At 65.7% G+C, this 19,617-nt stretch carries 16 protein-coding genes and 3 pseudogenes; 14 read left to right on the top strand and 5 right to left on the bottom strand.

What is annotated here, in order from left to right:
• The first annotated feature begins 26 nt into the window (after positions 1-26).
• From JDO7802_RS07310 to JDO7802_RS07290, 5 genes are read left to right on the top strand one after another with little or no spacing between them, the layout of a single operon-like run.
• Positions 27-908 (top strand): polyprenyl synthetase family protein, encoded by an 882-nt coding sequence (locus JDO7802_RS07310; protein ID WP_055084072.1) that lies wholly within the window; start codon positions 27-29, stop codon positions 906-908.
• On the top strand, positions 905-1,798 hold the full coding sequence (locus JDO7802_RS07305; RefSeq protein ID WP_055084071.1) for an ABC transporter ATP-binding protein: 894 nt from the start codon (positions 905-907) through the stop codon (positions 1,796-1,798). Before JDO7802_RS07310 ends, JDO7802_RS07305 begins: the two co-directional genes overlap by 4 nt.
• Positions 1,795-2,973: an ABC transporter permease gene (locus JDO7802_RS07300; RefSeq protein ID WP_055084069.1), complete on the top strand. Its 1,179-nt coding sequence runs from the start codon at positions 1,795-1,797 to the stop codon at positions 2,971-2,973. Before JDO7802_RS07305 ends, JDO7802_RS07300 begins: the two co-directional genes overlap by 4 nt.
• Entirely contained in the window at positions 2,970-3,692 is a 723-nt protein-coding gene (locus JDO7802_RS07295) for a fatty acid desaturase (RefSeq protein ID WP_055084067.1), read from the top strand. The genes JDO7802_RS07300 and JDO7802_RS07295 overlap by 4 nt, the downstream gene beginning before the upstream one ends.
• Positions 3,689-4,210, top strand: a complete 522-nt coding sequence (locus JDO7802_RS07290; protein WP_055084065.1) for a sterol desaturase family protein — start codon at positions 3,689-3,691, stop codon at positions 4,208-4,210. Before JDO7802_RS07295 ends, JDO7802_RS07290 begins: the two co-directional genes overlap by 4 nt.
• On the opposite strand, the gene JDO7802_RS07285 is transcribed toward JDO7802_RS07290, so the two are convergent.
• The 3 genes from JDO7802_RS07285 to crtY are packed head-to-tail and all read right to left on the bottom strand — an operon-like array spanning position 4,159 to position 7,816.
• On the bottom strand, positions 4,159-5,100 hold the full coding sequence (locus tag JDO7802_RS07285; protein WP_055084063.1) for a phytoene/squalene synthase family protein: 942 nt from the start codon (positions 5,098-5,100) through the stop codon (positions 4,159-4,161). The two genes, JDO7802_RS07290 and JDO7802_RS07285, sit on opposite strands and share 52 nt — an antisense overlap.
• On the bottom strand, positions 5,097-6,596 hold the full coding sequence (locus JDO7802_RS07280; RefSeq protein WP_055084061.1) for a phytoene desaturase: 1,500 nt from the start codon (positions 6,594-6,596) through the stop codon (positions 5,097-5,099). Before JDO7802_RS07280 ends, JDO7802_RS07285 begins: the two co-directional genes overlap by 4 nt.
• Positions 6,593-7,816 carry a lycopene beta-cyclase CrtY gene (gene crtY / locus JDO7802_RS07275; protein WP_055084059.1) on the bottom strand — a complete coding sequence of 408 codons (1,224 nt, stop codon included), beginning with the start codon at positions 7,814-7,816 and terminating at the stop codon, positions 6,593-6,595. Before crtY ends, JDO7802_RS07280 begins: the two co-directional genes overlap by 4 nt.
• A 309-nt stretch (positions 7,817-8,125) precedes the next feature.
• Here crtY and JDO7802_RS07270 point away from each other — a divergent pair, with 309 nt between their 5' ends.
• Entirely contained in the window at positions 8,126-9,037 is a 912-nt protein-coding gene (locus JDO7802_RS07270; protein WP_055084057.1) for a LytTR family DNA-binding domain-containing protein, read from the top strand.
• 264 nt (positions 9,038-9,301) lie between these two features.
• On the opposite strand, the pseudogene JDO7802_RS07265 reads toward JDO7802_RS07270, so the two are convergent.
• Positions 9,302-10,742, bottom strand: a pseudogene (locus JDO7802_RS07265) (IS1182 family transposase).
• Between the two features lie 171 nt (positions 10,743-10,913).
• Between JDO7802_RS07265 and JDO7802_RS07255 the strand changes: the two are divergent.
• The 3 genes and pseudogenes from JDO7802_RS07255 to JDO7802_RS07245 all read left to right on the top strand — a co-directional run bounded on the left by JDO7802_RS07255 (position 10,914) and on the right by JDO7802_RS07245 (position 12,227).
• The gene (locus tag JDO7802_RS07255) at positions 10,914-11,183 is read left to right on the top strand and encodes a hypothetical protein (RefSeq protein WP_055084053.1); all 270 of its coding nucleotides are present in this window, start codon (positions 10,914-10,916) and stop codon (positions 11,181-11,183) included.
• Between the two features lie 35 nt (positions 11,184-11,218).
• On the top strand, positions 11,219-11,596 hold the full coding sequence (locus JDO7802_RS07250; RefSeq protein ID WP_187298112.1) for a type II toxin-antitoxin system RelE/ParE family toxin: 378 nt from the start codon (positions 11,219-11,221) through the stop codon (positions 11,594-11,596).
• Positions 11,593-12,227 (top strand): annotated as a pseudogene (locus JDO7802_RS07245) (tyrosine-type recombinase/integrase). The gene JDO7802_RS07250 and the pseudogene JDO7802_RS07245 overlap by 4 nt, the downstream one beginning before the upstream one ends.
• Positions 12,228-12,368: 141 nt before the next feature.
• Here the strand turns inward: JDO7802_RS07245 and JDO7802_RS17615 are convergent.
• Positions 12,369-13,234, bottom strand: a pseudogene (locus tag JDO7802_RS17615) (IS5 family transposase).
• Positions 13,235-13,297: 63 nt separating this feature from the next.
• Between JDO7802_RS17615 and JDO7802_RS07240 the strand changes: the two are divergent.
• Genes JDO7802_RS07240 through JDO7802_RS07220 form a run of 5 tightly spaced genes read left to right on the top strand, consistent with a single transcriptional unit; the run spans position 13,298 to position 19,607 of the window.
• Entirely contained in the window at positions 13,298-14,416 is a 1,119-nt protein-coding gene (locus JDO7802_RS07240) for a LacI family DNA-binding transcriptional regulator (RefSeq protein ID WP_055084051.1), read from the top strand.
• Positions 14,413-15,759 (top strand): ABC transporter substrate-binding protein, encoded by a 1,347-nt coding sequence (locus JDO7802_RS07235; protein ID WP_055084049.1) that lies wholly within the window; start codon positions 14,413-14,415, stop codon positions 15,757-15,759. The genes JDO7802_RS07240 and JDO7802_RS07235 overlap by 4 nt, the downstream gene beginning before the upstream one ends.
• A 56-nt stretch (positions 15,760-15,815) precedes the next feature.
• Positions 15,816-17,108 carry a carbohydrate ABC transporter permease gene (locus tag JDO7802_RS07230; protein WP_055084047.1) on the top strand — a complete coding sequence of 431 codons (1,293 nt, stop codon included), beginning with the start codon at positions 15,816-15,818 and terminating at the stop codon, positions 17,106-17,108.
• Complete coding sequence (locus JDO7802_RS07225) at positions 17,105-18,337, top strand: carbohydrate ABC transporter permease (RefSeq protein ID WP_055084045.1); 1,233 nt, start codon at positions 17,105-17,107, stop codon at positions 18,335-18,337. Before JDO7802_RS07230 ends, JDO7802_RS07225 begins: the two co-directional genes overlap by 4 nt.
• A 4-nt stretch (positions 18,338-18,341) precedes the next feature.
• Positions 18,342-19,607 carry an MGH1-like glycoside hydrolase domain-containing protein gene (locus JDO7802_RS07220; protein WP_055084043.1) on the top strand — a complete coding sequence of 422 codons (1,266 nt, stop codon included), beginning with the start codon at positions 18,342-18,344 and terminating at the stop codon, positions 19,605-19,607.
• Positions 19,608-19,617 lie beyond the last annotated feature (10 nt).

Below are 19,617 nucleotides of genomic sequence, written 5' to 3'. Positions count from 1 at the left end.
TCCACCAGCTGTGAGAGAACCATCCGATGTTCGACCGCATAAACCGCGAGACGGCACGCCTTGCGACGTCTGGCAGCGCCATATCGAGGACGATCGACCTCCGACTCGACATCCTGACAGGAACGGCGACCGATCCCGCCCCGCCCGTTCATGCCGCGATGCGCCATGCGCTGCTGGCACCGGGCAAGCGGCTGCGTCCGCGTCTTTTGCTGGCAGTGGCCGATACGGGGACGGGCGCGCTGGACGCGGCCTGCGCGGTCGAGATGGTGCATGCGGCGTCCCTGATGCTCGATGACCTGCCCTGCATGGACGACGCGGCGTTGCGCCGTGGGCGGGCCACCACCCATCTCAAATTCGGAGAGGCGACGGCGATACTGGCCGCCGTGGCCCTGATCACCCGGGCCTTCGAGGTGTTTTCGGAGCTGCCAGTGCCCACCGAAACGCGCGTGTCGATGGCGGCGACGCTGGCCTGTGCCATCGGGCGCGACGGGATGGCGGCGGGACAGGCGCTCGACCTCGGCGCGGCGGCATCCGGTCCGGTGGAGATCGAGGCGGTAAACGGTCTCAAGACCGCAACGCTCTTTGCGGCGGCGGCCCGGATGGGTGCCCTGCTGGGTGGGCTGGAGGAGACGCGCGCGCGCGAGGTCGACCTTTTCGCCTGGCATCTGGGCTGCGCCTTTCAGCTTGCCGACGACGCGCTGGATCATGCGTCCTCCGCCTGCGTCACTGGCAAGGACATCGGTGCCGATGTCGGGAAGCGAACGCTGGACCGCGCCATCGGCCGTAGCGAGGCTTGGGCCGTCCGAGTGCAGCATCTTCTCATGGCGAGGGCGGCGGCCAGACGGGCGGGCCTGGACCCGGCGACCCTGCGCGACCTGCTTTCCTTCGACGAGGGGCTGCCGTCGTGACTGCGGCATCGGTCCTGCGGCTCAACGCGGTCCGCACGTCCTACGGCGATCGCGACGTGCTGCGCGGCGTTACGCTGACCGTCGCGCCGGGCGAGGTCCATTGCCTGCTGGGCGAGAACGGCGCGGGCAAGACGACGCTGATCCGGACCGTCCTGGGACGTGTACCGGCCCAGGCGGGCCGGGTGGAGACGGTGCCGGGCGGCATCGGCCTTGTGCCGCAGCAGATCGCGCTTTTCCCCGGGCTGACGGCAGCCGAGAATCTTTCGATCTTCGCGCGGCTGGCGGGGGTCGCGAAGCCGGCGATCGCGGCCCGCGTTGCGAACGTCGCCGAGGCCTGCGGCATCGCCGGATGCGCGGGCGAGATCGTGGGCACGCTGTCGGGCGGCTGGCAACGGCGGGTCAATATCGCCGCGGCCCTGTTGCATCGCCCGGCGCTGCTGATCCTGGACGAGCCGACGGCCGGCATCGACGTGGAGGCCCGTGCGACTATTCACCGCCTGATCCGCAGGCTGGCGGCGGACGGCATCGGCGTCCTGATGACGACCCACGACCTGCCCGAAGCAGAAGCGGTCTGCACCCATGTCGCGCTGCTCTCGGAGGGGCGCATCGCCTGCGCGGGACCTGTCGCGGAGGTGTTGCGCGCGCGGTTCGGCGGAAAGCTGCTCCTGTCGGCCATGCCCTGCGCCCCCCTGGGCACGCAGCAGTCCATGAGTGCCGTCAGGCTCGGCCTTGCTCCGGCACCCGGCGCGCTGACGGCCCTTGTCGCGGACGAAGGCACCGGCCTGACCCTGGTGGCGGCGCTGCGCGACGCGGGCATCGCGTTGCGGGGGTTCGGGATCGTGCGGCCGGGGCTGGAACAACTGCGGGCCAACGGCGCGAGGGCAGCATGACCCTCGCCATCGTCCGCATGCTGGCGCTTACGCTTCTGCGCGACCGCGGCGCGCTTGCGATGCTCTTGCTGCTGCCCCCCGCGATCTATGTTGTCTTCGCCTCGATCTTCGCGACCGCCAGCGGCGGCGAGCCGCATCTGCATATCGGCCTGGCCGCCACCGCGCCGGTTGCCCCGATTGAGGCCGCCCTGCGCGCCGCGCCCGCGCTGACCGTCACGACCCATGCCACCGAGGCCGCCCTGAGAATCGCCATCGCCGAGGGGGGGCTGGACGCGGGATTGCTGGGGCGCGGTGCGCTGACGCGGCTGGACGCGGCGCCGCTAACGATCCTCGTGGATCCGGCCAAGCCGATGGCGGGCGCGGTGCTCGACGGGCGGACGCGCGCGGCCTTGGCACAGGCGGCACCCGACATTTTGCTGGAGAGGCACGCGGCGGGGCTGGAAGCGATTATCGGCCCGCTTACGGACCCGCAATTGGCCCGGCTGGACGCCGCCCGCGCGGCGTTGCCCCGGGACAAGGCCGGAGCACCCGATCTGACCGTGATTGAGACGGTCGGAGAGGCCGGCGCGCCCGACCCGGCCGTGATCTATTACGCCGGCGCCATCGCCTTCATGTTCCTCCTCTTTTCCGCGACGCAGGGGGCGAACGGCCTGATCGATGCGCGCGAGAGCGGCATCCTCGACCGCTTTGCCGCCGGTCCGGGCGGCATCGACGTGGTGGTGTGGGGCACGGCCCTGTTCCTGACCGCGCAGGGCGCATTGCAGACCGCGGCGGTCTTCGCGGTCGCCGCGCTGGTCTACGACGTCCCCGTCATGGCGCATCTGCCGGGCTGGGCCGTGGCGACCGCACTGGCGGCGGCGGCTGCGGCGGGGTTCGGCCTGCTCTGCGCGACCGCCTGCCGGACGCGAGCGCAAGCGCAGGCGGTGTCCACCTTTCTGGTCCTGCTCTTCTCGGCGCTCGGCGGCTCGATGGTGCCGCGATTCCTGATGCCGGGCTGGCTGCGCGACATCGGAGCAGTGGCGCCGAACGCCTGGGCGGTGGACCTCTACCAGGGCTTGCTTGCGCGCGGCCTTACCCTGTCTGAACTTTCCGCCCCGGTGTCTGCGCTGGCCCTGCTTGCGGTCCTGGGCACCGGCGGCGCGGTGCTGCTCTCGCGCCGCAGGATGCTGCTATGAGCCGGGGCGACGCTGCTATCGGCCTCGGTCTCGCCGCGCTGATCGGCGGGGCTTGGGCGGGGCTGACCTTTGCCGCGCTGTTCGTCGTGGATTGGACCGCGTGGTGGCCCGTGGCACCCCTTGTCGTAGCTGTGCAATGCTGGCTGTTCGTCGGGCTCTTCATCGTGGCGCATGACGCGATCCACGGCACGCTGGCACCGGGTCGACCGAGTCTGAACCGCGTCGTCGGGCAGGTCTGCGTCGCGCTCTATGCCGGGTTCGACTTCGACGCACTGGCGCGCGAACACCGCGCGCACCACCGCCACTCCGGCACGGCGCGCGACCCGGATTTCGACCCGGACCACCCGGACGCCTTCTGGCCCTGGTATCTGCGGTTCTTCCGGCACTATTTCGGCTGGCGGCAGTTCGCGGTGCTCGCGGTGGCTTCGGTGGCTCTGGCCTGGCTGCTCGGGCCGCGCGCGCCGCTGATGCTGCCGTTCTGGGCGCTGCCCGCGATCCTGTCCTCGGCGCAGCTGTTCTATTTCGGCACCTACCTGCCGCACCGGCACGAGGCGGCACCCTTCGCCGACGCGCACCGGGCGCGCAGCGCCGGCTTCTCCTGGCCGGTCTCGCTGCTGACCTGCTTTCACTTCGGCCACCACCATGCCCACCACGCGATGCCCTGGGTGCCCTGGTGGCGCCTGCCGGGGGCACGGCACCAGACCGGAGACATGCAATGACCGCTATCCTTCTTCCCGTATTCATCGTCTGCGTCACTGTAGTGGCGACCGAGCTTGCCGCCGCGTGGATCCACCGTGTCGTGATGCACGGTCCCGGCTGGCGGTGGCACAAATCCCACCACGAGCCGCGCCGCGGCGCTCTGGAGCGCAACGATCTCTATTCGCTGATCTTCGCGGGGCTCTCGATGGGGCTGTTCTGGGCGGGGGCGACGGTCGCCTCGCCGCTCTGGTGGGTTGCGGTCGGGCTCTGCGTCTACGGCGTGATCTATTTCTGTGTCCATGACGGGCTGGTGCATCACCGCTGGCCGTTCCGCCACGTGCCTCGGCGCGGCTACCTGCGCCGCATCTACCAGGCCCATCGCCTGCACCACGCCGTGCGCGACCGGGACGGCTGTGTCGCCTTCGGCTTCGTGTTCGTGCCGCCGGTCGCGCGGTTGCGCGCCGAGCTGCGCGCGAACCAGCGGCTTCAGGACGACGGATCGTCGAACGCTCCGTGGCCGGGCCGCGACCAGAGCTGATCGCGGGCGGCCGGGGTGGCGCGACGGGCGCGGGCCCCGTCGGCCATCGCGACGGCCGCGAGCGCCCCCTTGCGCCAGGCGGGAACGGCGACCCGGGCCGCCCAAGATCCGGGCGTGGCACGCCGGATCTCGGCCCCGATCCCGCGATAGATGCGCCGCGCGGCGGCGATGCCCCATGTGCAGCGCGGCGGCAGATCGGCCAGCCCAGTGCGCCCCGAGGCATAGTATCGCTCGGCCACGTCCAGCAGGTCGATGGCGGCGGCCCGGGCGCGGGGCCAGGCAGCGGGATCGGTCAGGTCGCCCGCCCGCAGCCCATGCGCGTCCAGCAGCCGCGCAGGCAGATAGCAACGCCCGGCGCCGGCATCCTCGACCACGTCGCGGGCGATGTTGGTCAGCTGGAACGCGATGCCGAGGTCGCTGGCCCGATCCAGCGCCGGGGCCGCGCGCACGCCCATGACCATCGCCATCATTACTCCGATCACGCCCGCCGCGTGGTAGCAATAGTCGAGCGTGTCGCCCATCGTCTCGAACGGGCGGCCCGCGACGTCCATCGCGAAGCCATCGAGCAGCGCCTGCGGGTGGAGCGCGGGAATGTCCGCCCGCGCGCAGACCTCCGCCAGCCCGGCAAAGACACGGGGCGCGGGGTCCCCGGCCAGCGCTTTCGTCGTAAGGCGGCGCAGGGTGGAGAGCCGGGCCGCCGCGTCCGGGACGGTCGCCATCGCACCACCAAAGGTCTGGCCATCGATCGCATCGTCGCAGTGCCGGCACCACGCGTAAAGCAGGACCGCGTCGTCCCGTATGCCGGGCGGCAGCAGCCGGGCGGCCAACGCAAAGCTGCGCGATCCATGGGCGATGTCGGCCCGCGCGGCCCGCAGGGCGGCCCCGGTCACGCGACCACCCCGTCCAGCATCAGACCTGCCGTGGCCTTTGCCGATCCGACGACACCGGGGATGCCCGCCCCGGGATGGGTACCGGCACCCACGACGTAGAGGTTCTCGATAACGTCGTCGCGGTTATGCGGGCGGAACCAGGCGCTTTGGGTCAGCAGCGGCTCGATCGAGAAGGCGCTGCCCAGATGCGCGTTCAGCTCGTCGCGGAAGTCGAAGGGCGTGAAATGGCGCACCGTTACCAGGTCGCGGCGCAGGCCCGGGATGTGCCGCGCCTCAAGATAGGCCAGGATCCGGTCGCGGTAGAGCGGTCCGACCTCGTCCCAGTCGATCTCGGCGGTGCCCAGATGCGGCACCGGCGACAACGCGTAGAAGGCCGAATGCCCCCGTGGCGCCATCGACGGATCAGTGACACTGGGTGCGTGGAGGTAGAGCGAGAAATCCTCGCTCAGATGCGCCGCGCCGAAGATATCGGCCAGAAGCGCGCGGTAGCGCGGCCCGAAGAGCACCATGTGATGGGCAAGGTCCGGATGCTCGGCCGCCAAACCGAAATAGACCACGAAGAGCGACATCGAATAGCTCTTGCGCTCCAGCGACCGCGTCTTGGCCGCGCCCCGCGCGGTACCGCGCAGAAGGCGGCGATAAGTGTGCACGATATCGGCGTTCGACGCGATCTCGTCGAAGGGCAGGAAGACCCCGTCCACGACGACGCCGGTGGCCCGCGTGCCCGCCGTGGCGATCCGGTCGACGGGCGCGTTCAGCCGCAGCGTGCCGCCCAGATCCTCGAAGAGGCGCACCATCGCCGCCACCAGCGACCCCGTCCCGCCGCGCGCGAACCAGACGCGGCCCTTGCGTTCGAGCGCGTGGATCAGGGCATAGATCGACGAGGTCGAGAACGGGTTCCCGCCCACCAGCAGCGTGTGGAAGCTGAAGGCCTGGCGCAGCTTTTCGTCGCGGATGAATTCCGAGACCTTAGCATAGACGCTGCGATGACTGTCGAGGCGCATCAGCGTCGGCGCGACCTTGGCCATGGACCAGAAGCTCTGGAACGGCACCGTCCCCAGCTTCTCGTAGCCCTCGCGGTAGAGATCTTCGGAATAGGCCAGCAGGCGGCGGTAGCCTGCGACGTCGCCGGGCGAGATCGCGTCGATCTGCGCGTCGATCCCGGCCTGGTCGGCGCAGTAGTCGAACCGCGTCCCGTCCTCCCAGCACAGCCGATAGAAAGGATCGACGGGGATCAGGTCGACGTCGTCGGCCATGCGCCGCCCGCTAAGCGCCCAGAGTTGTTCCAGACAGTCCGGGTCGGTGATGACCGTGGGCCCCGCGTCGAATGTGAAGCCCGCATCGCGATAGACATAGGCGCGGCCCCCCGGCTTGTCGCGCGCCTCGAACAAGGTCGTGGCGACGCCCGCACTCTGCAGCCGGATGGCGAGGGCCAACCCGCCGAAACCGGACCCGATCACGGCGGCGGTGCGGGCGACTTGGGCCAGATCCTTCATTGGATCGCCTCCGGCTGCTCGGGCCCGGGGCCGCGCGGCGCCCGCTCGGGGATGCAGCGCAGGGCGCGGTGAATCGGGATCGGCGGGCGGCCAGACAGGATGCGAAGGATGTCGAACACGCTCGTGCGCCCGGCATAGAACCGCTCAATGGTCGGGCGCGGCAGGCGGTAGAATTTCTGCATCACCAGATGCCGGTTCTCGGGCGCTGCACCGTGGAACAGCATCCGGTTCAGAAACCGGTAGAAGGCCTGGCGCGGCGCGCGGCGGCGGGCGTGGTCGTGCAGCAGATCGGCGAGCGCCGCGCTGCCGATGGGCCAGGCGTCGGCCACCAGGTCGGCGACGCGCACGGCGTCGGGCAGCGAATAGCCGGTGGTCGAATGGAAGAACGCGCCGCGCATCCCGATCTTTGGAACGTCGCTCGCCCCCGCCCAAAAGGCGTGACGGTCGAAGCCCAGCACGACGGGCAGCACCCCGGTCTCGCGTTGCAGGATGGCCTCGACGGTCCAGCCATGAGCCGCAGCATAGGCGTGGATCGCGGCTTCGATGGCATCGACGTCCAGCGCCGCGCCATCGGCGTAGCGCGTGTCCTCGATCATGATGTCCCGGGTCGAGAACGGCAGCAGATAAACGAAACGGAACCCGTCGATCTGCGGCACCGAGGCGTCCATGATCACCGGCGCGGCGATGCCGTGCGGCGCAGCCAAGCGGACCCTGAGGCCCACGAACTTCTGATAGGCCGTCCGCATCGCGGCACCCGGGGCATGGCCGCGCGCGTCGATCACGCAGCGCGCCGCGATCCGCGCGCCGCCGTCCAGAACGACTTCGGTCGGGGTCAGGCGCGTGGCGCGCGCGCCGGATCGCACCGTGATGTGCCCCGTCGCCGCGACGGCGCGGGCGATCGAGGCCGATGTGATCGAGGCGTAGCCGGTCGCGATCTCGCGTCTGAGGTCGGCAAAGCGCACCGTCTGGGTGGGCCATTCGGCGGCGATGGCATGGTCGAGCCAGGCCTCGACACCTGGCGCGACATCCGTGCGCTGGAACGACCAGGTCTTGTCGCCGAAAGGGGTGTCCGACGCCTCGAGCAGCAAGATCCGAGGCGGCACTGACAGAGCCGCCAGCCGCAGCGCGAGGATCGCGGCGGCAAGCCCCGCGCCGACGACAACGATATCTGCATCGTTCTGTGGGACGGTCGGGCGGTGCGGATCGTTCTGCGTTTCCATATGGCCTCCGGGGACACAGTGATCCATCTGGCCTGCTCTGCGAGGCCGTGTTCGCTCAATCGATCCTGCACGGGACGCCCGCCCCACTGCACGAGCGCCCGCGCCGCCTTGGGACGCCACTGGTGCAAGGGAGCGGTCGTTCGTGCAAACAGGGTGGAACGCGCGGATGCAGGCGCAATGTTCGGCAGATCGGTGCCAGGGAGTTTGGTGCGCCCTCAGGACGAATTGCGACGTGTCCCACCCGGCACCTGCGGGGTCGTCTCATCTCACGATATCGCTCGGGACCGGTTGCCGTGCTAGGAGGACAGGATGCGTAACGATGCCGATGTCGACCTTCAGTCCGCAGGCGATCTGCGAAACGCGCGTGCTGCCCCGCCGCACCGGGCGGGTCATGCAAAGCCAGCCACGCGCGACCTCGCGGGCGGCTGGAACCCGCGGGAATCGTGGCTGGCCTTTCTCGTTGTGGCGGGCCTCCTGCTGACTGCAGTCTTCACGGCGCTTGACCCTGGACCATCGCGCGGCCTGGGGCTGCCCGCCCGGCTTTTGTTCTGGACGGCGCATGTCATGATCCCACTCGCCCTTTTGCAGACGGCGCAGATGGCGCTGTCGCGCATCAGAATCGTCAGCCGCCTTCACGCCTGGGTGCAGATCGGCCTCTCCGGCGTGATCGGCGCCGCGCTGTTCACGCCCATCGCACTCGTGTTCGACCAGATCTTCGCCGTCGCCGATACGGTAAAGGAAACCGGCGAGCCCGTCACCCGCCAGCTGGTGACCGAGTTCGCGTCCTTCCTTCCGGCCTCGATCCTCGTCTGGGGAGGGCTCAACGCCTCGCGGCTGCTTAGGCTCGACGGCGTGATCGCGCGAGCCCCGAAGTCCGCCGCACCGTCCGAGCCGCCTGACCCAGCGTCCGAGTTTTGGCAGAGGTTGCCGAAGCATCTTGGCCGCGACCTCGTCGCGCTCACCGCCGAGCTACACTATCTGCGCGTTTACACGACGCTCGGCGACACGCTGATCCTCTATTCCTTCGGCCGCGCCGTCGAGGAACTCGGCGCGCGCGGGCATCAGGTCCACCGCTCGCACTGGATCGCAGAGGCCCACCTCGCCGGCGTGAACCGCGACGGCGACCGCTATGCCTGCCGCACCGATACCGGCCTGCTCGTTCCCCTCAGCCGTCCGCACCGACGCAAGATGCGGGATCTGTGCGCGCCCGAGCCGATGTAGCGTCGACCCCGGCACAAGCGTTTATCCCGGACCGTTTGCCGATCTAATCGGTGTTGAACAGACCTTCGCGTGCAGCGCGGCAGAAGCCCGCTTTGCCAGCGATCCCTCCGTTTGGTTGTGTCCGCTTTTTCATTCGGATCGTCGTAGCTCAAATCTCCGCTATGGGCCGAAGCTGTGTGGAAACACCGAGCTGATTGGCGTGGTGGATGTCAGTTCTTTGCTGCAGATGGGTCTGGGCTCCGAGGCGCGAGTTCTGCCATCCTGTCAGCCTGATAGCGCCGCCATCAGGCCTCTCGTTCCCATCAGCAAGAGCATTCGCTTGATGTCGTAAGCCAGAATCTGCAGCGCCATCTCGGTTCTGACGCCCTTCAAGCGTCGGATCTGGAACTGTGTCGCGCCCATCCACGCCTTGATCGTGCCGAATGGGTGCGCGACGGTGGCACGTCGGAGCCGCATCCGTCCCCCGCCACTGTTGATCCGCCTTTGCATCTCCTCCACCAGGTGCTCGTGTTCCCAACGGGTGATCCGGCGTTCCTTGCCGGTGGAGCAGCGATACTTGGCGGGCAGTCCCGGCACGCCTTCGTCCGGTAGCGACGCTACTGCAGACCGTCCTCCTCCGTCGTGGAGCGATAGGTCAATTCTTCGCCGCCCGGACGGTGATAAGGGTTAGCCTCCGCGTCGTATGCGAGGTCGGCCTTCACATACATGCCCTTCTTCCGGTTGCCGGAGGTCTCAGGGCGGGGAACCGTCGTGACGATAACCCGCCTCCTAGCAGGCGAGGATCTCTACGCTGCTGAAGTAGCCCTTGTGGGCGATCGCGCTCATCTCGTCGCGGCAGAGCGCTGCTTCCGAGGCTTTGGCCATGGCCGCGAGCTGGTCGCGGTCGTGCCGGTGATTTGTGACGTCGTGGATGACGATCAGATGGGTCTCGGTATCCACGGCGGCCTGGACGTTGTAACCGACCATGCCGCTGTTCTTTGCGCTGGTCGCCATGGCACGGGCACCCGGTTCGGTCAGAGATATCTGCCCGTCGGGAGCGTCCTCCAGCGCGCGTTCCATCGCTTGCAGGCGTTGGACCTCCTTCTGGACACGCGCGTAGCGCCGACCGAGATTGTCGCCCTTTTCGGCCCGTTCTTCACCTTCCCCTTGGCGATCGATACAAACTATCTCGTCGATGTAGCGCTCGACGCTCGCTTCGAGATGCGCGAGCCGACTGGCGATCTTGCCCTTCGTGAAGTTCCGATCGCGGCTGTTTACCGCCTTGAACTTGCTGCTGTCGATCGCGACGCAGTCGCCCTTGAGGACGTCTATCCGGCGGCACAGATCGACGAATGCCGCGCAACTACGCCGGATCGCCGAACCGTTGTCGCGCCGGAAGTCCGCGATCGTCTTGTGGTCGGGAGCCAGCCGACCGGTCAGCCGCATCAGTTCGACATTCCGACCGGCCTCGCGCTCCGAGCGTCGGCTCGACGGAATGCGGTTCAGGTCGCCGTAGATGGAACAGCTTGAGCAAGACGCCAGGATGATAGTCCGGCCGTCCCGTCCGCCCGGCGGAGGTCCGTTCGAACCCAAGCCCGACAAGGTCAATATCCTCGACGAAGAGATCGATGACTCGAACCGGCTGTTCTTCGTCGACCCGGTCCTCCAGTCGCTGCGGAAACAGCGATACCTGGTCTCGACCGACACCCTCAATAGATCCCGCCATGCTCACTCCTGCCTTTTGGCAAGAGCATACAATACTCCGAAGTTTTCACGCAGCCTCGGCCCATAGCGAACATTCGCCCGATGTGGCGTCGCTGCAGGGCAGCACAGTCAGAGCGGACCTTGCCGTACTCCATCAGAGTTAGCAGTCTAACTGACTATCGGAGGTCGGACTATGGGCGTTCAAAAGCAATCAGTCAGCTTTACCGACACAGCATATCGCTACGCGAAGGAGTTCGTTGAAGCTGGCGAATATTCAAATGTCAGCGCGGCCGTGTCTGGGGAGCTGGCGAAGGCGGATCGGGACCGTGAGCGGTCGGTTCTCGAGGCCGAATTGGAACGCCGATTGTCGCTACCGCTCGACCAATGGGAGCCCCTGGGGGACGTTGCCGAAGTAACCGCTGGTTCCCGAGCCCATCTGGAAGCGATGACGAAGCAGCACTGACGCGGATCGTCCGACACCCGTTCGTCGAGCGGGACTTGGTCGGCACCGTCGACCATATCACCAAAATGACCGAGGGCGACTATGATGCCGCCTTTCGTCGACTGAACGAAGTCGACACGCTCCTGCGTTCGGTCCTTGAAAACCGGACGTTCAGAGCTCACCTCCGCGGCAAGCTCGACAACTGGCTGGTCCGCCATGGCGGCTCAGGGCAGCGCTTGAAGGGCGTCTTCCAGCCCGACCTTGGGGACGACGTCATCTACCTTGCAATGGTAGCCTTTGGTGGCCGAGATTGGATGAAGGCCGCCGTCGGGCGGCGCGCATTCGGCGCCTGGCCCTCCAGTCTGTCAGCCTTCCTCCAGCGGCACGGTGCCGAGTCGGGAGGGGGCGATGGATCTCGAAGGACCCTACCATGATCATCGCTAACCTCCCTGCCATCCGTGCCTGCCACCCCGCCTGGAACAAAGGCCGTATCGTCCGGTCAGAAGCGCCCGCTGAAGCCCAGGCACGTCTGGGCCATTCGCGTCCGGCTGGAGCTCGCCGAAAGTCACCGTGACCTCGCGCTCTTCAACATGGCGATCGACAGCAAGCTACGCGGTTTTGATCTCGTGCGCATGCGGGTGGTCGACGTGATGGCGTCTGGTCAGATCAAGGAACGTGCGTCCATCCTGCAGAGCAAAACGCAAAAGCCCATCCGCTTTGAAATTACGGAAGGAACGCGCGCGGCCGTGTCCCAATGGATGGGGGAGCCGATCATGATTGGCTCTGAGCACCTCTGGCCCGGGCGCTTCCACGAGCGCCTGCACATCTCGACGCGTCAGGACGCGCGGATCGTTCGCGACTGGGTCACGTCTATCGGCCTCGAACCGACGGCCTATGGCACCCATTCGATGCGGCGGACGAAGGTCACGCAGATCTACAAGAAGACCGGCAACCTGCGGGCCGTGCAGCTCCTTCTGGGACATACTAAGATAGACAGCACAGTGCGGTATCTCGGGGGTGGAGCTTGAAGACGCGCTGGCGATCACGGAGGCGATCGAGATTTAAGGTGTCGCCGCTGCCCTTGACCGACGACCCTTAGCGAACATTAGCTTTCTCCACAGTTCTGCGGTGCCGCAATCATACGACGCTCCGGCTGAGCCGCATCGATTTCAATTTGATTGCGATCTCTAGGCTCCGGACTCGTAACTAGAAAAGTACGGTTGCGGCGAGGGCGATGGCTAACAGGAAAAACGGCTAAAAAGCTGTCGTAGCGCGTCGCCACGCGTCTCCAGGCTGCCGAACATGATCTCAATCGTTGCCCGGCAGTGCAGTGCGCAGCACTGTCACAAGAGGGGTATTTGACCGGCTTTTCACGGGACTTCCGCCCAGGGATGCAAGGCATTATGCCCTTGCTTGCAAGGGTATCGCGGATACCAATCAGCGTCATATCCCCGATCGCCAAGGAGCCGGTCTGCGAATGGCAAGCTGCTCACCAAAGCGCGTCCTACAGTGTAATCACTGACTTCCCCCAGCGGTCATGAATAACCGGATCGGACGACCAATCGCATCCGTGATCGCATGCAGCATCTTGGTCATTCCACCTTTCGTCCGCCCGATTTGGCGACCGCGCTCCCCATCTTTTACGCCAGGCTGAAGGCCTTGGCCCCGCTTGCAAATGCTTTGCACGTGCTGCCGTACGATGGTCAGGTTTTTAGGTGGCTAGCATCCATTTCCGGGCGGAGTCTCCTGCGGGGATGTCTCGAGAGGGAATGGAGATCGTCCGGTTATCAGGGGCCTCTGCGGCAGGCCCCGTCATGATCCGCGCGAAAACACCCAGATCGCTCCATCACTTTCATCTCTTGTAGGGGGCGTTGTATGGCCCGCACTCCCATGGTGCATCGCGCCAGCGCAACACATTCCGGTTGATGAGATGATCTCATTCAGGACGCGCCGCCCATCCACGCGCGGCACCCAGCAACTCTTGGGAAAATGAGACCTAAGCCGCGTCAGTAAGCTTCGCTCAGCCAGTACAAGTCGCTCCTGTCGTGCCTCTGAAGTTCAGGAGCCTGAATCAGGCAACCGCGGAAGCCGCAACCAAATCAATGGGTCCTGAGCTTAGACAGTACGAAAATTTCTTGCTGTCCGAAACCGGTTTCGGTAAGTCTTTTCATCAGGGGGATTCGATGTCGAGACGGTCAGTCAGCCTGAAAGTGCTTGCGGCACACCTGAATCTTGCCGTCGGCACCGTTAGCCGTGCCCTCAACAATTACGCTGATATCAGTCCCGCGACGCGTGCCCGTGTCCGTCAGGCCGCCGATGAGCTGGGCTATCGCCCGAACCAGACGGCGCGTCGGCTCTCAATGGGAACGCCTGAGACAATCGGCTACATCATGCCTCTGCACAGCGCTTCCATCGCGCAACCTTTCATTGCGCAACTGCTTCAAGGTTTGGGCGAGGCGCTCGGCAAACGGCAGTGGGACCTGCTGGTGGCGCATGCGGCATCGCCGAAGGACGAACTCGCCCAGATCGACAAGATCGTACGCTCGGGCAGGGTTGGCGGCCTCGTCATCTCGCGCCCTCTCAAGAACGATCCGCGAATTCGGTTGATGCAGGATCTGAAGTTCCCGTTCGTCGTGCATGGCCGCACCGCCTCCAGCGACAATTATGCTTGGTACGATGTGGACGGAGAGGCGGCCTTCGTGGTCGCGGTCGATCATCTTGTTTCGCTCGGCCATTCGCGGATCGCCTTCGTGGGGGCACCACTCCAATACCAATTCGCCCAAGATCGGTTGAACGGCTACCGCAAGGCCGTCGCCACAAACGGCCTCACGATCGATGCCGATTTGATCCAAATCGCGGAATTCACCGATGACGGCGGAGAAATCGCGACGAACATCCTGCTCGACATGGCCATGCCGCCCACCGCCATCGTCTGCGTCTCCGACACAATGGCCTTCGGTGCACTCGCGGCCATCCGGGCCCACGGACTGACCCCTGGCGAGGACGTGTCGGTCATCGGCTACGACGGCTTGAAGTTCGGCGAACATGCCAACCCACCGCTGACCACCATGGCGCAGCCACAGGCGCACGCGGGCCGGCGATTGGGAGACATGCTTCTGGCGATCATCGACGGGGATGACCCCTCCGATCATCAGGAATTGCAGCGCGCGCATCTGCTGCGCCGCAAGACGGACGGGCCATTGCACCTCGCAAAGGTCCAGGACGACGTATCATCAAGGGAGGAACTTCAATGAAACGTACGACCACACTCTGGGCCGCGCTTGCCGCGTCCACGGTTCTCGTCGGAGCCGCTCAGGCCGACACCATCCGCTTCTGGACGATGGAGGTGCAGCCTGAGCGCATCGCCGTTCAAGAAGAAATGGTCGCCGCCTTCGAGGCTGCCAGCGGCCACACCGTCGAGATCATCCCGGTCGAGGAATCCGACATACAGACCCGCGCCACCGCAGCCTTCGCCGCCGGTGATCTGCCCGATGTCATCAACCTGACGGTCAACCACATCCTGCCCTATTCCGAGGCCGGTCTGCTCGACACCGCCGCGGCCAGCGAAGTCATGGACAACCTCGGCGTCGACAGCTTTGCCGAAGGTCCCGTCGCGATGGCGATGTCGGATGGCGAGATCGTCGCTGTGCCATCGGATGGCTGGACGCAGCTGGTCGTCTATCGCGCCGACCTGTTCGAGGCAGCCGGACTGGAAGCCCCGACGTCGTTCGACGCGATCAACGCCGCGATGACAGCGCTCAACGATGGGTCCGACATGTACGGCTTCGTTGCCGCGACGAAGATCGATGAAGGCTACATGATGCAGCTGATCGAGCATCTGTCGCTCGCGACGGGCTACTCGCCGGTCAATGCCGACGGCTCCATCAACGAGGACACGACGCATCTGGTCGAACTTCTGGAGCTCTACAAGAACCTCGTCGCCAACTCGCCGGAGGGCGATCTCTACTGGTCGCAGTCGCGCGAGCTTTACCTCGACGGCAAGGCCGCCATGGTAATCTGGTCACCGTCGATCCTGGACGAGCTGGGCGGCCTGCGCGACAGCGCGCCGGTCACCATTGGTGACGATCCGACCTCTAAGGAGTTGGCCGAGAAAACTGGTTTTGCCACCGTGATTTCCGGTCCGGGCAACCCGGACGGCTCCTCCTGGGCCGACGTGCGCTACCTCGGGATCACGGCCGATGCCAACACCGGCCCCGCGCAGGAGTTCGTGGAGTTCGTCATGTCCGACGGCTATGGCGCATGGCTTTCCCAGGCCCCCGAGGGCAAGTTCCCCGTGCGCCGCGGGACCGAGGCCGGCGACACCTCGTTCGAGGCGATGTGGTCGGGTCTGGACGTCGGCGTGGACCGTAAGGCTCCGCTCGGCGACATCTACCCGCAGGCTGTGATCGACGATATCGTCGCGGGCCTGTCGGTGGGCGATCGCTGGGGCGTGGCCGATGGCCAGCTGGCCACGGCCTCCAAAATCGTGAACAGCCAGGTCATGAGCCGTGTCATCCGGGAGATGACCGACGGCGACCTGACTGTTCAGCAAGCAGCCGACAAGATCGTGGCCGAGCACAAAGCGCTCGACCTCTGATCGTGTCATGGGCGGCGCGCACAGACGCGCCGTCCTCCTCCGACGCGGAAGCGATCATGACACCCGACAGCCAACCCAAACCGCCAAAAGGCCTGGGGCCACTGGCCAAGCGCGAGATGCGCTTTGCCTACATGCTGCTGTTGCCAACCTTCCTGATCGTGCTGTCGGTCGTTCTGTTCCCGCTGGTTGCCAACGTCTGGATCAGTTTCAAGCCGGTCACGTTGGGCGACCTGCGCGCGCCGTCCATCCTGTCGAATGAACGCCTGATGGGCGATCTTGAGGCCGTGGGCGACACCGCCGACATTCGCTACCGCCTGCGCAATTCGTCGCGTCAGAGTGCCATCGCCTCGGTGACCTTCACCGATACCCTGCCCGCGTCGCTGGATGTGCTGACGGTGGATGAACGCTGCACGCTGGAGGATGCCGCACTGCGCTGCGACTTGGGCGATTACGAGCCGGGATTCCGCGAAGACGTCATCGTCCGCGTCGCCGCCACCCAAGCGTTTCTGGATGCGCCCGCCGACGTCAAGGACACCGACCCGGCGTTTGACTTCGTGCCCGAGAACATCCTGACGAACGACGATTTCACGCTCGATAACTTCCGCAAGGTCTTCAACGCCTCCGACTTCTGGGAGGTTCTCTGGGCCTCGCTCTACTACACGATCGCGGGCACCGTCGGCGCATTGGTCATGGGCCTTTTCGCCGCGCAGCTGATGAACATGACTTTCTTGGGCCGCAGTGTTCTGCGCGGACTGTTCCTGTCTCCCTACGTCGCCCCCGTCATCGCGGTGGCGCTGGCCTGGGTGCTTCTGCTCGATCCCGGCCCCGGCGGCACGCTCAACGCACTGTTGCTGCAACTCGGCGTCATCGACGGGCCGATCAGCTTTCTGGGTCAACGTGCCGCCGAGCTCAGCATCCTGGGCCTGACCTTCGACTTCCCGGTCGCCTTGACCGTGGTGATCATCTTCGAGATCTGGCGATACTTCCCGCTGGCCATGCTGTTCATCCTCGCCCGGATGCAATCGGTCTCGACCGACATTTACGAGGCGGCGGAAATCGACGGGGCCACGCCGCTGCAACAATTCCGCTTCATCTCGCTGCCGCAACTGGCGGGCATCATGGCGGTCCTGTTCCTGCTTCGCTTCATTTGGACGTTTAACAAGTTCGACGACATCTTCCTGCTGACGGGCGGGGCCGCCGGAACGCGAACGCTTACCGTGAACGTCTATGAGCAGGCGTTCGCGATCTCGAACCTGGGGGCTGGTGCCGCCGTCGCCGTGGTCGTCTTCCTGATGTTGCTGTGCTTCTCGGTCATCTTCTTCAAATTCTCGCCGGAGGATGACGCATGAGCCGCTTCGGAAACATCTTCTGGCTATGTTTGCTCTTCGGCACGCTGTGGGGCGCGGTCCTTACGACCCTGCTCACGCTGCTCGCCCTCTTCGTTTCCGGCGAACCGTTTCAGCCGCAGGTCACGGCCGGCGCGCTGGCGGGCCTGATTGCGGCGGGCGTCCTTACGGGCGTGTCACCTGCGCGGCGGACGCTTGGCGTGCGCGCGCTTGCCACCTTTGTCTTCCTGCTCGTCCTCACCCTCGCATCAGGCACGACGCCGCTGGGCTTGCCGCTGTCTGTCTACCCTATTGGACAGGTCACATTCACGGTGCTTGCCGCCTTGGCGGCTGTGCAGGCGATCCAACTGACTGCCCGCGGTTTTGGCCCCATGCGCGAGCGGCGCTATAACGTCGAAGTGATCTGCCTTCGGTTCGTCAAGGGCTTCGGCTTGCTGGCCTTCACCATCGCCGTCGCCCTGCCGTTCTTCGTCATGGTGATGATGAGCCTCAAGAACCAACAGTTGCTGCTCTCCAATCCGCTCGATTTCTCCATCGACTTCGGTCAAGGCGCGAGTGCTCTTTTCCGCAGCTATATCGAGCTCTTTACCCAGTACCACTTCGGCACCTACCTGCTGAATTCGGCGCTCGTGTCTGTCGCGACCGTCGCCATCACCCTGTTCTTCGCCGTCCCTGGAGCCTATGCGGTCGCGCGCCTCAGGTTTCCGGGCCAGAACTTCCTCAGCCGCTCGATCCTGTTGATCTACATGGTGCCGATGATCGTTCTGGTGATCCCGCTCTACGCGATCTTCTCTCAGCTTGGGATGCGCAATACCCTCTGGGGGCTGATGCTGGTCTATCCGGCGACGACGATCCCGGTCGCGCTCTACATGCTGCAAGGCTACTTCCGCGGCATCCCGTCGGAGCTGGAGGAAGCGGGGCTGATGGATGGTCTGTCTCGCCTCAAGGTAATAATCAAGATCACGCTCCCCCTCGCCCTGCCCGCCTTGGCCTCCGTCGCGCTCTATGTCTTCATGATCGCGTGGAACGAGTTTCTGTTCGCCTTCATGTTCCTCGACAACGTCGACCTCTACACCCTGTCGCGCGGCATCGCAGAGCTGAACTCCTCCGAAGTCCCGCGTCAGCACCTCATGGCAGGGGCCGTGATCGCGACCGTGCCCGTCCTGGCCCTGTTCCTCTGGTTCGAACGCTTCCTCGTCGCGGGGCTCACGGCCGGAAGCGTGAAAGGTTAATCAAATGTCACTTCGCCAGAAAGCGATCGACACCCTCCTCGCCAACGATCGGGGCGGCTTCACCATTCCCACGTCAGGCCTTTATCCGCACCAATGGAACTGGGACAGCGCCTTCGTGGCGCTCGGCATCGCGACCTATGATACGGACCGCGCTTGGGCCGAAGTGACGTCGCTGCTAGAGGGGCAATGGCCCGACGGCATGGTGCCCAGCATTATCTTCCGCAGCGACGACCCGGATTACTTCCCCGGACCCTCTCGCTGGGGCGTGACACCTGGCCCGATCCCGTCGACTGGCGTGTCGCAGCCGCCCGTCTTGGCAACCGTGGTGCGCCACCTCACCCCTGACGCGCCCGACCGTCGCGCCGCCGTCTTCGACGCGTTGCTGCGCTGGCACCGATGGTGGCACGATGCGCGCAGCGTCGATGGTGTGGTCTGCACGGTTCATCCTTGGGAAACCGGGCGCGACAACTCGCCCGACTGGAACATCGGCCTTGCGGCGATGGAGTCGGCACCCGACCTCGCGCCCTACACGCGCATGGACAACAAGCACGTCGACGCGACCTATCGACCGACGCAGGATCAGTATGACAAGTATCTCACCATCGTGCAGTTCGGCGAACGGATCGGTTGGGACCAGCGGCGGCTGACCGACGAGGGGCCGTTCCTGATGGCCGACCCGACCATTCACTTCGTCCTGCTGCGTGCCAATCGCGACTTGCTGGCAATGGCGCAAAGCTTGGGCAAAGATGCCGAGACATGCATGGAAGTCCAAGGCTGGATCGACACCGGCCTGGCCGCGACCGACACGTTCTGGAACGATGACCTCGGTGCCTTCTGCGCCCGCGACATCCGTTCGGGTGCGTTGACGGCGGGGTTCAACAATTCCAGCGCGCTTTGCTTCTATGCCGACGCCGGCACCCCCGACCAACGCGCCCGCACTGTAGCGAACCTGCGCCGGATTGCCGGCAAGGTCGCGCATATGCTGCCCAGTTGGGACCCAGACGACCCGGCGTTCGAGCCGCAGCGGTATTGGTGCGGGCCCGTCTGGCCGCAGATGAACTACATGACCGCGCTTGGTCTCGACGAACAGGGCGAACCTGATCTGGCGGCCCAACTGCGCGACGGGTTGATCCGCGCCATCGAAGCCTCGGGCTTCTGGGAATGCTTCAATCCACTCACGGGTGCCGGCTGCATCGGTGCGAACTTCTCCTGGACCGCGGCCGTATGGCTGTCGTGGAACGCCGACCCTCGCGCGCGCCAAGCCGTCTGAAGGAATACAT

It is taken from the genome of Jannaschia donghaensis (assembly GCF_001403795.1).
Lineage (GTDB): Bacteria > Pseudomonadota > Alphaproteobacteria > Rhodobacterales > Rhodobacteraceae > Jannaschia > Jannaschia donghaensis.
Note: the sequence above shows the minus strand (reverse complement) of the source record. Positions and strands in the feature narration are given on the sequence as shown.

Coding starts and splice junctions, on each gene's coding strand:
- JDO7802_RS07225 (WP_055084045.1), top strand. CDS start 17,105: ATGAGCCGCTTCGGAAACATCTTCTGGCTATGTTTGCTCTTCGGCACG.
- crtY (WP_055084059.1), bottom strand. CDS start 7,816: ATGGAAACGCAGAACGATCCGCACCGCCCGACCGTCCCACAGAACGAT.
- JDO7802_RS07310 (WP_055084072.1), top strand. CDS start 27: ATGTTCGACCGCATAAACCGCGAGACGGCACGCCTTGCGACGTCTGGC.
- JDO7802_RS07255 (WP_055084053.1), top strand. CDS start 10,914: ATGGGCGTTCAAAAGCAATCAGTCAGCTTTACCGACACAGCATATCGC.
- JDO7802_RS07300 (WP_055084069.1), top strand. CDS start 1,795: ATGACCCTCGCCATCGTCCGCATGCTGGCGCTTACGCTTCTGCGCGAC.
- JDO7802_RS07230 (WP_055084047.1), top strand. CDS start 15,816: ATGACACCCGACAGCCAACCCAAACCGCCAAAAGGCCTGGGGCCACTG.
- JDO7802_RS07270 (WP_055084057.1), top strand. CDS start 8,126: ATGCGTAACGATGCCGATGTCGACCTTCAGTCCGCAGGCGATCTGCGA.
- JDO7802_RS07220 (WP_055084043.1), top strand. CDS start 18,342: ATGTCACTTCGCCAGAAAGCGATCGACACCCTCCTCGCCAACGATCGG.
- JDO7802_RS07280 (WP_055084061.1), bottom strand. CDS start 6,596: ATGAAGGATCTGGCCCAAGTCGCCCGCACCGCCGCCGTGATCGGGTCC.
- JDO7802_RS07295 (WP_055084067.1), top strand. CDS start 2,970: ATGAGCCGGGGCGACGCTGCTATCGGCCTCGGTCTCGCCGCGCTGATC.
- JDO7802_RS07235 (WP_055084049.1), top strand. CDS start 14,413: ATGAAACGTACGACCACACTCTGGGCCGCGCTTGCCGCGTCCACGGTT.
- JDO7802_RS07290 (WP_055084065.1), top strand. CDS start 3,689: ATGACCGCTATCCTTCTTCCCGTATTCATCGTCTGCGTCACTGTAGTG.